General features: G+C 67.7%; 8 protein-coding genes. 3 read left to right on the top strand and 5 right to left on the bottom strand.

The features are described from left to right. Positions 1–39 precede the first annotated feature (39 nt). Positions 40–801, top strand: a complete 762-nt coding sequence (locus tag ACH413_RS18750; protein ID WP_360034535.1) for a zf-HC2 domain-containing protein — start codon at positions 40–42, stop codon at positions 799–801. A 66-nt stretch (positions 802–867) separates the two neighbouring features. Here ACH413_RS18750 and ACH413_RS18755 read toward each other — a convergent pair whose 3' ends face one another. The 4 genes from ACH413_RS18755 to ACH413_RS18770 are packed head-to-tail and all read right to left on the bottom strand — an operon-like array spanning position 868 to position 6,380. Further along, positions 868–2,271, bottom strand: coding sequence for a High-affinity nickel-transporter (locus ACH413_RS18755; protein ID WP_360034532.1), 1,404 nt, complete (start codon positions 2,269–2,271; stop codon positions 868–870). Next, complete coding sequence (locus tag ACH413_RS18760; RefSeq protein WP_360034530.1) at positions 2,268–3,569, bottom strand: tetratricopeptide repeat protein; 1,302 nt, start codon at positions 3,567–3,569, stop codon at positions 2,268–2,270. Before ACH413_RS18760 ends, ACH413_RS18755 begins: the two co-directional genes overlap by 4 nt. Further along, positions 3,566–5,164, bottom strand: a complete 1,599-nt coding sequence (locus ACH413_RS18765; RefSeq protein WP_360034527.1) for a DUF4331 domain-containing protein — start codon at positions 5,162–5,164, stop codon at positions 3,566–3,568. The genes ACH413_RS18760 and ACH413_RS18765 overlap by 4 nt, the downstream gene beginning before the upstream one ends. Positions 5,165–5,207: 43 nt before the next feature. Beyond that, positions 5,208–6,380, bottom strand: coding sequence for a histidinol-phosphate transaminase (locus ACH413_RS18770; protein WP_360034524.1), 1,173 nt, complete (start codon positions 6,378–6,380; stop codon positions 5,208–5,210). Between the two features lie 454 nt (positions 6,381–6,834). Between ACH413_RS18770 and ACH413_RS18775 the strand changes: the two genes are divergently transcribed. Together ACH413_RS18775 and ACH413_RS18780 are read left to right on the top strand one after the other, a co-directional pair. Beyond that, the gene (locus tag ACH413_RS18775) at positions 6,835–8,886 is read left to right on the top strand and encodes a DNA topoisomerase IV subunit B (RefSeq protein ID WP_360034521.1); all 2,052 of its coding nucleotides are present in this window, start codon (positions 6,835–6,837) and stop codon (positions 8,884–8,886) included. 30 nt (positions 8,887–8,916) lie between these two features. Further along, on the top strand, positions 8,917–11,397 hold the full coding sequence (locus ACH413_RS18780) for a DNA topoisomerase (ATP-hydrolyzing) (RefSeq protein WP_360034518.1): 2,481 nt from the start codon (positions 8,917–8,919) through the stop codon (positions 11,395–11,397). Positions 11,398–11,441: 44 nt separating this feature from the next. Here the strand turns inward: ACH413_RS18780 and ACH413_RS18785 are convergent, their stop codons facing one another. Next, positions 11,442–11,855, bottom strand: a complete 414-nt coding sequence (locus ACH413_RS18785) for a hypothetical protein (RefSeq protein WP_360034516.1) — start codon at positions 11,853–11,855, stop codon at positions 11,442–11,444. Positions 11,856–11,870 lie beyond the last annotated feature (15 nt).

Below are 11,870 nucleotides of genomic sequence, written 5' to 3' on the forward strand. Positions count from 1 at the left end.
TTTCGCCGCGGGGGCAAATCGGGACGACGAGGAGGTCGTATGACAGCTGGCGCGCACGACGCGGTCACCCTTGGCTGCTACGCGCTCGGCGTTCTGGACGCGCACGAGAGTCTTGGCGTGGAGCAGCACCTTCGGGGCTGTCCGTCCTGCCGTGCGCAGGTCGCCGACTTCCATCGGATCCGAACAGCACTTGACGACGTGCCACGTGAGGCATTTCTGCACGAGCTCGAGGACGACCTGCCCATGCCGTCGGACCTGCTCCTGCAGCGCACGCTGCGGCAGATCAGGCAGGAATCGGTCATTCCGCAGCAGCGGGAGTCCGACCCACGCCCGAGAGCCAGTCCTCCACGACCGGTGGAGGACCTCCCCGAACCGCAGCACGCCAGGCCACGACGCTGGCCGGGCTATCTCGTCGCCGCGGCCGTGGCCGCGGTGGTCGCGTTCGGGGGTGCGGCGGCGCTCATGCAGAACCAGGCTCCGCAGTCGACGATCGCCGGACCTCGCACGGGCGAGGGCAAGGCGACCGGCGGGATCGAGCTGAAGGCGAACATCGAGCCTTCGTCTCAGGACCGGTACCTGGTCACGGCCGAGGTCAACGGCCTGCCGGCACTGCAGAAGTGCAAGCTGGTCGTGATCGGCAAGGACGGCACCAAGACCGAGGCGTTCGCCTGGACCTCGTCCGAGAAGGCGAAGGTCGAGGGCGCGACCGTGCGAGGCATGGTGAGCGTCCCGCCGGACCAGGTGAAGTCGATCGCGGTCGAGAACACCGAGGGCAAGCAGTTCGTGGTGGCGAACCTGTAAGGACGGAAACAACTCGAAGGGCCCGGATTCAGTCGAATCCGGGCCCTTCGAGTTGCATTGGTGTAATTAGACGGCCTGCAATGTCAGCCAGGTGCCGACGACGATGACCATCGCGGCTGTGCCGACGGGTGCGTAATGCGACAGCATGCGGGTGGCACGGCCGTCCAGGACTTTCTCGACGCGGTCGCGCGCCTTGACGAGCAGCAGGCCGACCGCGGTGAGCGTGCCGGCCATGCCGACTCCGTAGCCGACGACCAGCAGGACGCCGAACCACGTGCGGCCCAGGGCCATCGCGCCCAGCAGGACCACCAGTGCGGACGGCGAGGGGACCAGGCCGTTGGCCGCGCCCATGCCGATGAGGCTCGCGCGGCTGTACCCGTGGCCGTGCCCATGACCGTGCCCGTGGCCATGACCGTGCCCATGTCCGTGGCCGTGCCCGTGTCCCGTCAGGGCTCCGGCGAGCGCGGGTTCGCGGGTCGTCGACAGGGCCGAGCGCAGCAGCATCACGCCGATCACCGCGATCAGCAGGCCGCTGACCAGCCCGAGCCAGCGCAGCACCTGTTCACCGGCGAGCGCGCTCGAAGCGCTGATGATCAAACCGAGGATCAGCACGCCACCGGTGTGCGTGGCCGTGACCGACGCACCGACGATGAACGCGTCCTTCGGCGTGCCCTGACGGCCGGCCAGATAGGCCGCGATGAGCGTCTTGCCGTGACCGGGCAACGCCGCGTGCGACGCGCCGAGCACCAACGACAGCAACAACGCCAAAAACCCGAGCCACGGCGTGAGGTCGTCGCTGCCCAGGATGTCGTTGAGCTTGGCCGCCGTGACGCTGAACGACTGGATGGGGGAGCCGGTGGCCTTCTTCGGCTCTGACCCGCTGCCCGGTTCGGCGCTGAACGCGACGGAGCGGACGTCCATCGGACTGCTGAGCAGGTCCTCCGGGTACGTCCGCAGTTCGTCGCTGATGCTCTCGGTCGGCACCGGCGAGTCCGCGATCCTGATGCCGGTGCCGGCGGCGGTGATCTCACGCCAGCCGACCCGGTCGACGTTCGACTCGTCGCGGAACTCGAGCCTGGCCGGCCGGTCCAGGTCCACCTTGGCGGTGAACTCGCAGACCAGCCGGGTCGTGCTGAGATCGGCCTGGCCGACCGGGTGTTCCTTCGTGGAGCTGGAGAGCGTCCAGGAGATCTGCCGGCCGTCCACAGTGGAGCGATCGGTCCTGGAGACCTCGTCGCACCACTGCTTCGCGTCGCGGGTCTTCAGGTTCTCCTGCAGCGTCGGGATCTCCGCCACGTCGACCACGGATCTGAGATCGATCCGGTCCGGGTGCAGGTGCAGCCCGTGGTAGTGGTTGACGCTGAAGTTGCCCAACGGGTGGGCGGACGCCTCGCCGTTGATGAAGAAGATGCCGGCGAGCAGCAACGCCGCCACCAGGACGGGCCGCACCACCCAGTTGGACAGGCTCACCGGCCGCCTCGAAGCTCCGCGAGCTTGCGGCCGGCCTTGAGCGCCTGCAACGGGGAGAAGTTCGCGTTCAGCCGCAGCGCCTGCACCAGCGACTCCTGGGCCTCGGCGACGCGGCCGAGCGCGGCCAGGATCATGCCGCGGTGGTAGGAGAACGTGGCGTTCTGCCAGCCCAGCGCCACCGCGCGGTCGGAGTAGCCCAACGCCTCGGCGTCCCTTCCGTTCACGTGCAACGCCCAGGCCATCGCGTCGGCCACGAAAACGCTCTGCCGGCGACTCCACTCGGCTTCCGCACGGCGCAGTGCCTGCATGCCATCACCTCGGTCAGCGGCGACGAGGGCCGCGGCCAGATCGTCGGAAGCACCCTGGGACTCCATCAGCCGTTGCTGCTCGGACAGGACGTCGTACTGCCGCGCGGCCTCGTCGGTGCGGCCGTTGGCCTCCAGCAGTTCCGCGTACTCCTGCAGGTACTGGGGCAGGGGAGCGCGTGCGACGAGCCTGCGGTACGCGTCAAGCGCCACCGGGACGTCACCCCGCGCCGCATCGATCTTGGCCATGCCCTGAGTGAGAGTCATGTCGTCTCCTCTCGCCGCCAGTCCCTGCTCGTAGTGCTGAGCGGCTTCGTCGAGCCGGTTGTGGTCGAACGCGAGTTCGCCCAGCCGGTAACGGCAGAACGCGATCTCCTCTGGCGTCGTGGAGGACTTCAGCGCGCGCTGCATCGCGTCGCGGGCACCGTCGACGTCACCGTGGAGTTCGAAGTGGAAGGAAGCGCGGGCGAACGACGCCGTGTTGGGCTTGAGATCCAGCATCTTCTGCACCGCGTCCTGCGCGCCCGCGTCGTCGCCCAGTTGCGTCAACGCGTCCGCCAGCACGCCGTACGCCTCCGAAGAGGACGGCAGTGCGGTGATGGCCTTCTGAGCCCAGTCGCGGGCCGTGTGGAAGTCGTGGCGGGAGTTGGCCAGCGTGCCCATGCCGATCGCGGCCAGGCCCGTGTCACCCGCGTTCTTCAAAGCGCCTTCGGCCTTCGCGTAGTACGCCGGATCGGCCGTGACCCGAGCCAGTTCCACATAGGACGAACCAAGCTTGGCCCAGGAGTCCTTGTCCTGCGGAAGCTCGTGCAGCCGCTGCTGGAGCTGGTGCACCACGCGGTGCATCTGGTTCTGCTGCGCCACCGCCGGAACCGGGGGCGCAGGGGGCGCGCCCCCGGCCCTGCTGTCGGCAGGACCGGAGGCGGCGAGGTAGGCAAGCGCCGCGGTGACCAGGAGAACCACCGCGACGGCCTGCCGTTGTTGGTACTTCACTTCGAGTGCGACCCGTACTTGCGGATCGATGCCTGGCGCTTGCGCCACAGGAAGAAACCGGCGCCGAACACGAACGCCGAGCCCACCGCGGTGGTCATGGCCATCGGGTCGATGTTGCCGATCTTGCCGACCGGGTTGACCGCGACCTCGGCCGTGGTGCCGGAGGCGTTGACGGCGGTGCCGTTGCGCGGCAGGCCGACGTACGGGAAGTTCGCCTCGAACGGCTGGTCGTTGGCGTCGACCTTGTCACCGGTGGCGAGCGCGTCGACGAGCTTGCCGGACGCCGCGGCACCCTCCATCGCCTGCACGGCGATGTCCACCACGTCGTCGGTGAGGCGCCGGCCGTTCGGGAAGCCCTGCGTGTCACCCGCGAGCAGGCCCAGGCGGTTCGGGTTGGCGTTCGGGTCGATCATCATGTTCAGCCGCAGCATCTCGGACGGGCGGAACTTCCGCGCGTCCACGTCCGCGTTGTTGACCTGCGAGTTCAGGTCGGCGTTGATCTGCGCGCCGAGCTTCTTCGTGATGCCGGTCAGGAAGATCTCGGCCAGGTCGTCGCGCTGCCCCTGCGGTGCCGGGATCTTGTAGATCGCCTCGACGAGCTTCGGCAGCTCCGGGTTCACCACCCGGTCGACGAGCTCCTTCACGCCGGCGTCCTGGTCGGGGCGCAGGCCGTTGAACGCGTCCTTGAGACCCGCGGGGGCCACGACCTCGTTCACCAGCGGGTTGCCCAGGCGGGAGACCTGCACGAAGTCACCGGTCGCCTCCGCCTTGCCCGGCGAGAGCTTCAGGCTGCGCTTCTGCGTGGTGCTCCAGATGCCGATGTTCGGGTTGCGGTGCACGTCGTTGCGCAGCGCCAGCGCGTGCTTGGGCAGCTGGATCGCGATGGTGTTGACGTTGTAGCCGCGCAGCGTGTCCTGGCCGACCTCGCTCAGGTTGCCGCCGTAGAGCAGGTCGAACACCCGCAGGTCGGCGAAGAACGCGTCCTCGGACGGGCCCACGTAGACCTTGCCGCCACCGGCGATCTGCGTGATCGCCTGGTCGCGCAGCTTCTTGAAGTCCGGCATCGACGCCGGGCCGTTCGGGGACGGCGCCACCGGGGCGTTGTCGGCGAGCTTGACCTTCTGGCCGTTCTGGTAGATCGCCTCGAGGTCGTAGCGCTGCCGGAACAGCAGGTTCTCGTCGTCGAGCGAGTCCACGACACCGTTGGAGTACAGGAACGTGTCGTTCTTGCGCCGGTCGTCGTTCTTGAACGTGAACCGCAGCGTGACGTCGGGCTTGGCGTCGCCGTCGCTGTCGACGTTGAAGTCGTACTGCGCGTCCTCGGCCCACGGGAAGAAGTTGGGGCCACCGTTGGGTTCCTGGAACCCGGACCAGTTGCCGACCAGCGTCACGGTGTCCTTGTGGTCCGGACTCACGAACGCGTACAGGTCGGTGTTGTCCACTGCCGGGTCGCCCGCGATGAGCGGAGCCTCACGGTGAGACGACGCCGTGGCATTCGTACCGCCGAACATGGCCGCGTTCAGCAGTGTGGCGGCCACCAGCGCGGCCGCAGCCACCTGGCCGCGCCGACCGCTGAGGGCGTGCGGTGATGACATCTGTGGGCAACCTTTCGGAGAATGAGCTAGCAGGGTGCTGTTTTCAGGCGCTGTGCATGAGCAGCGACGGTTCGCTGGAGTGGCTGGAATGAACGGCGTGGCTTGTCCACCTCGCCTGGGTGAAGTCGCGGATGCCCTCGACGAGCCGTTCCACGTCCTGTTCGGGACGGACGACCAGCCGGGCGAACTTGCTGGTCATACCGAGCTTGTTGCCGCATTCGCGGATGAAGACCTGGTGCTTGGCCAGCAGGTGGTCGCGCAGTTCGCGGCCGTCCATGCCCCCGCCGAGCTTCACGAACAGGAAGTTCGCCTGCGACGAGTAGACGGTCAGGTCGGGAATGCGCGAGAGCTCCATGCCCATGCGGTACCGGTCGCGGCTGAGCAGCCGCAGGCTCTCCGCGTACTCCGCCTCGTGCTCGGCCAGCATGAACACGACGGTCTCCGCGAGGGAATTGAGGTTCCACTTCGGCAGCGTCTTGCGCATCTTCCCGGCCAGTCCCGGGTTCGCGATCAGATAGCCGAACCGGATGCCGTGCAGGCCGAAGTTCTTGCCGAGGCTCTTCAGCACGACCACGTTGGGCCGGATGGACGCCTCGGCGGCGACCGACGGATTGCGCTCGACCTCGACGAAGTCGATGAACGACTCGTCGATCACGATCAGGTCGAGGTCGGACAGCTCGTCCATGAACCGGATGATCTCCCGGCGCGGCAGGTAGCCACCGTCGGGATTGTTCGGGTTGCAGATGACCGCGACCCTGCTGCCCCGCGTGCGGATGAACTTGATGTACTCGTCGATGTCGAGCTCGAAGTTGTTGCTCTCCTGGAGCAGGAACATGTCGACGCGCTTGTTGCTCTCCATCGGCTGGTCCGTCCAGCGCCCGAAGGTGGGGATCGGGATGGCGATGCTCTCGTGGATCCACAGGTGGTCCATCCACGTGATGAGCTCCGTCGAGCCGTTCGACATCGCGAGCGTCGCCGGGTTCAGCCCCAGCACCTTGGAGAGCTGGTCCGCGATCTTGCTGGAATCGCTCGGGTAGAACTTGAGCACCGACTCCAGGTTCTTCGACAGCTCCTCGAACATCTCCGGGGTCGGGAAGTACGGATTGCACGGGATGCAGAAGTCGACGAGCTCACCCGCACCCGTCCGCGACAGCTCGAAATAGGACGGGCTGTGCGCGGTCTGCTGGAAGAGACCCGAGTCCACACCATGCCGCACGCGACCACTCCGTCCTTCGATCCGTTTCCGACACCGGGGCATACGTGCCGATGTTCATCCCGGTTCACGGGTCGGTTCCGGGAAGGTCTCGGAACGGTCTCGTGCGCAACCTCGGCCCGTGCCGTCGCCGACCTGCCCCGGCGGAGCGGTTTGGTCCACTTAGGACAGAGGGATCGTCCTGATCCGGACTCTGGATTGACCGCGCACGCGCCTGGGTACCCGGCCTCGAGCCCCGCTCGCGCGCGCGAAACAAGCCAACCGTTCGGTCTGCCGATCTCGTTTGGGCCTGGCTCCCCGGATTTCGCAGGTCAGCAGGGCTGTGCAGGGGTCAGTGGCACAGGTGTGACGCACCATTCAGGGCGCTTTCCACTTCCGTGACGGGCGTCCTGCGAAAAATTGTCGGTCGGGCCGGATACCCTGCTGGCAGTCCGCACACAATCAGGGAGCAGTACCCGTGACCGCAGAGACCCTGTACGGGGCCGACGACCTCACCCATCTGGAAGGTCTGGAGGCCGTCCGCAAACGGCCAGGCATGTACATCGGGTCGACCGACAGCCGGGGCATCAACCACCTCTTCAGCGAGATCGTCGACAACTCCACCGACGAGGGCGTCGCCGGTCACGCCACGAAGATCGTGGTCACCCTGCACGCGGACGGCAGCGTCCAGGTCGACGACGACGGCCGGGGCATCCCCACCGACGTGCACGCGAAGTCCGGTCTGTCCGGTGTGGAACTCGTGCTGACGAAGCTGCACGCCGGCGGCAAGTTCGGCGGCTCCGGCTACAAGACCTCCGGCGGCCTGCACGGCGTCGGCGCCTCCGCCGTCAACGCCCTCTCCCACCGCTACGACGTCACGGTGCGGCGCGGCGGCAAGGTCCACGAGATGTCGTTCGCCCACGGCGTTCCCGGCGTCTTCGACGGCCCCGGCCCCAAGGCCAAGTTCACCCGCCAGAACGGGTTGAGCGTCGTCGGCAAGATGAAGCGCAACGAGTCGACCGGCACCTCGACCCGTTACTGGTACGACGCCCGCTACTTCGAGAACGGCGCGATGCTGGACGTCGACACCGTCCGCACCAAGCTGCGCAACACCGCGTTCCTCGTCCCCGGCGTGACCTACGTCCTCCGTTCGGCGCTGGAAGAGACCATCTCCGAAGAGGTCTTCCACTACCCGCACGGCCTCACGGACATGGTCGACTTCCTGGCCCCCAACGGCGACCGAGCCGTCTCCGGCACCCTGGTGATCACCGGCTCCGGCACCTACTTCGAGAACGCCGCCGACGAGAACGGCGTGATGCGGTCCAAAGTGGAGCGTCAGGCCGAGATCGAAGTGGCGTTGCGGTGGGGCACCGGCTACGAACGCACCGTCGAGTGCTTCACCAACACCATCCGCAACGTGCACGGCGGCACCCACCGGCGAGGCTTCGACCGGGCCGTCGTGAAGTCCGTCCAGGACGCCATCTCCAAGACCCGCGGGCTCCTCAAGCCCAAGGAGGAGATGCCGACCCTCGACGACGTGCTCGAGGGCATGACGGCCGTCATCCACGTCCGCATCCCCGAACCGCAGTTCACCTCGCAGACCAAGGACGAACTCTCCACCGCCGGCATCACCAAGGTGCTGCAGGGCATCGTCGACCAGCAGGTCCGCGCGTGGACGGAAGACCGCAAGACCAAGATGGAGGCCAAGACCGTCCTGCAGAAGGTCGTCGACGCCTCCCGCGTCCGGCTCACGCAGAAGCAGCAGAAGGACGCGGCCCGCCGCAAGACGGCGCTCGAGGGCGCGGCGATGCCCGCGAAGCTCGTCGACTGCCGCACCACCGGGGTGGCTCGCTCCGAGCTGTTCCTCGTCGAGGGCGACTCCGCCCTCGGTTCGGCTCGCATGGCCCGCGTCTCCGAGTACCAGGCGCTCCTTCCCTTGCGCGGCAAGATCCTCAACGTCCAGAAGGCCTCACTCGCCGACACGCTGCGCAACGCCGAGATCGCCTCCATCGTCCAGGTCCTGGGCGCCGGCACCGGCCGCACGTTCGACCTCCCGCAGATGCGGTACGGCCGCGTGATCCTGATGGCCGACGCGGACGTCGACGGCAGCCACATCCGGACATTGCTGATCACGTTGTTCGCCAAGTACATGCGCCCGGTGATCGAGGACGGCCGCCTCTACGCGGCGATGCCCCCGTTGCACAAGGTCATGACGCGCGGCCGCAACGCCGAAACGCACTTCACCTTCACGCAGCGCCAGATGGAGCAGAAGGTCGCTTCGCTGGAGAAGGCCGGCAAGCAGGTCGTCACACCGGTGCCGCGGTTCAAGGGCCTGGGCGAGATGGACGCGGACGAGTTGTGGGAGACCACGATGAACCCGTCCACCCGCTCCGTCCGGCGCATCACGATGGACGACGTCGAAGCCGCCGAGGAAGCCCTCGAACTGCTGATGGGCGAGAAGGTCGAGCCGCGCCGCAACTGGCTCGTCGAGTCCGCCGCACGGGTCGACCAGTCGGCCATCGACCTCTAAGCCTCAAGAGACAGACGGAGTCACGAAGTCATGGCACGCCGCAAGGGACCCACGACCAAGGTCGACCCAGCCGCGTTCGACCGGGCGGGCGCCAAGGTGCTCGACAACTCGCTGAAGACGGAGATCGAGGACTCGTACCTGGAGTACGCGTACTCGGTCATCCACTCGCGGGCACTGCCGGACGCGCGGGACGGCCTCAAGCCGGTGCACCGCCGCATCCTCTACTCGATGCACGAGCAGGGGTACCGGCCGAACCACGCGTACGTGAAGTCGTCGCGCGTCGTAGGCGACACAATGGGCAAGTTCCATCCTCACGGCGACACGGCCATCTATGACGCCCTCGTCCGCCTCGCCCAGGACTTCAGCCTCAACGAGCCGCTCATCGACGGCCACGGCAACTTCGGCAGCCCGGACGACGGACCGGCCGCGTCCCGGTACACCGAGTGCCGCATGTCCCCGGTCGCCATGCAGCTCGTCGGCGAGCTGAACGAGGACACGGTCGACTTCCGGCCCAACTACGACGGCTCGCTGCAGGAGCCGGTCGTGCTGCCGGCGGCGTTCCCGAACCTGCTGGTCAACGGCACGTCCGGCATCGCGGTCGGCATGGCCACGAACATGATCCCCCACAACCTGCGCGAGGTCGTGGGGGCGGCGCGGTGGCTGATCACGCATCCGGACGCGAGCCTCGACAAGCTCATGGAGTTCATCCCGGGGCCCGACCTGCCGACCGGCGGCATCCTGCTCGGGCTCGACGAGGTCCGGAAGGCCTACGAGACCGGGCGCGGCGTCGTCAGGATGCGCGCCAAGGTCGAGATCGGCCCGCTGGAGGGTTCCAGGGGCAGGCAGGCCATCACGGTCACCGAGCTGCCGTACGGCGTGGGGTCCGAGCGGATCGTCGAGAAGATCACCGACGAGGTCAACAAGTCCAAGCGGCTCACGGGCATCGCGGACGTCAAGGACCTCACGGACCGCGAGAACGGCATCCGGCTCGTCATCGAGTGCAAGGTCGGCGTGAACCCGCAGGCCCTGCTCGCGGACCTGTACCGGCTGACGCCGATGGAGCAGTCGTTCGGCATCAACAACCTGGTGCTGGTCGACGGGCAGCCGCAGACGCTGGGGCTCAAGCAGTTGCTGGAGGTCTTCCTCAAGCACCGCTACGAGGTCGTCACGCGGCGCACGAAGTTCCGTCGCCGCAAGCGCGAGGAACGGCTGCACCTGGTCGAGGGTCTTCTCCTCGCGCTGCTGGACATCGACAAGGTCATCAAGCTGATCCGGGGCAGCGAGAACGCGGCTGCCGCCAAGGACGGCCTGATGAAGCAGTTCAAGCTGTCGGAGATCCAGGCCACCTACATCCTCGACACGCCGCTGCGCCGCCTGACCCGGTACGACAAGCTCGAGCTCGAGAACGAGCAGGACAAGCTCCGCCAGGAGATCGCCGAGCTGTCCGCGATCCTGGACGACGAGAGCGTCCTCCGCAAGCTCGTGTCGACCGAGCTCGCGGCTGTGGCGAAGGAACTGGGCGGCGAGCGCAGGACGAGCCTCATCGACGGCGACCTCAAGGAGGTGCTGGCGGCGTCCAAGCCCGCCGGGCCGCTGGAGGTGGCGGACGACCCGTGTCAGGTGATCCTGAGCGCGGCCGGTCTCGTCGCGCGCACCGCGGCGGAGTCGGAGGAGGCGTCCGAGGGCAAGCGGCGGGCGGGGCGGGTGAAGCACGACGCCGTGCTGGCCGTTGTGCACTCCACGGCGCGTGGTCAGGTCATCCTGATCACGAACCTGGGTCGTGCGTTCAAGACGGACGTGCTGCCACTGCCCGTGCTGCCGGAGCAAAGTGGCACAGTCAGTCTGCGGGGTGGCATGGCGGCGAGTGAGCTGGTGCCGCTGGAGAAGGGCGAGAAGGTCGTCGGCATCGCGCCGCTCGACCCGAAGGACTCACCCGGCATGGCGCTGGGCACGAAGCTCGGCACGGTCAAGGTGTGCGTGCCGGAGTGGCCGGTCCGTTCGGACGAGTTCGAGGTCATCTCGCTCAAGGACGGCGACGAGATCGTCGGCTGCACCTGGCTCACCGACGGCAGCGAGACGATCGCGTTCGTCAGCTCCGACTCGTCACTGCTGCGCTACGACGCGAAGCTCGTGCGGCCGCAGGGTCTCAAGGGCGGCGGCATGGCGGGCATCAACCTGAGTGGCGACGCGTACGTGGTGTTCTTCGGTGCGATCCGCACGGATGACGACGAGCACGGCGAGCCGATGGTCGTCACCTCGTCCGGGCAGAGCGTCAAGGTCACGCCGTTCAGCGAGTACCCGGCCAAGGGGCGCGCGACGGGTGGCGTGCGGTCGCAGCGCTTCCTCAAGGGCGAGGACCACCTGGTACTCGCGTGGATCGGTGCGCGTCCGGCGGGTGCGGACGACAAGGGCACGCCGGTGGAGTTGCCGGAGGTGGATCCGCGCCGGGACGGCTCCGGTCACGCGCATCCCGGTCCGGACGTCATCGGGCACCTGATCGAACGGGACTAGTTCCGCGCTGGTGAGGACGAGGCGGGAGCCACGTCCTCACCAGGTCATTTCGAGATGCTGCCGGACAGTTGGGCGGTGCTGTCGCTGCCCGGCGAACTGCTGCCGGCGGTCTGCGTCAACAGCTCTCCGTTCGCCTTGCAGGTCGCCAGCACGCTGCCGCCGCTGTGTCGCAGGACGAGCTTCCACTCGTGGCTGCCGCTCTCCGCGGGGAACTCGAGGGTTCTGGTCCAGGGGAGCGCGACCGACGTCTCCTCGCTGGACGTTCCGTCGACGACGAGCGTCAGCGACGAGATGGTGGCCGTTCCCGTCGCCTCCAGCACGATCACGTTCGGCGCGGCCTTCTCGGCGGTGGTGGAGGACGACGGTGGGACGGTCGTGGGCGAGTCCGGCGTTCTGGCGCCGGTGCACCCGCCGAGCAGTCCCAGGACCAGCACCGCGGAGGCGAACCGTCTGCTCATCCGCAGAGCCTGGCA

This window comes from Lentzea sp. NPDC020367 (assembly GCF_044387305.1).
Taxonomy (GTDB): Bacteria; Actinomycetota; Actinomycetes; order Mycobacteriales; family Pseudonocardiaceae; genus Lentzea.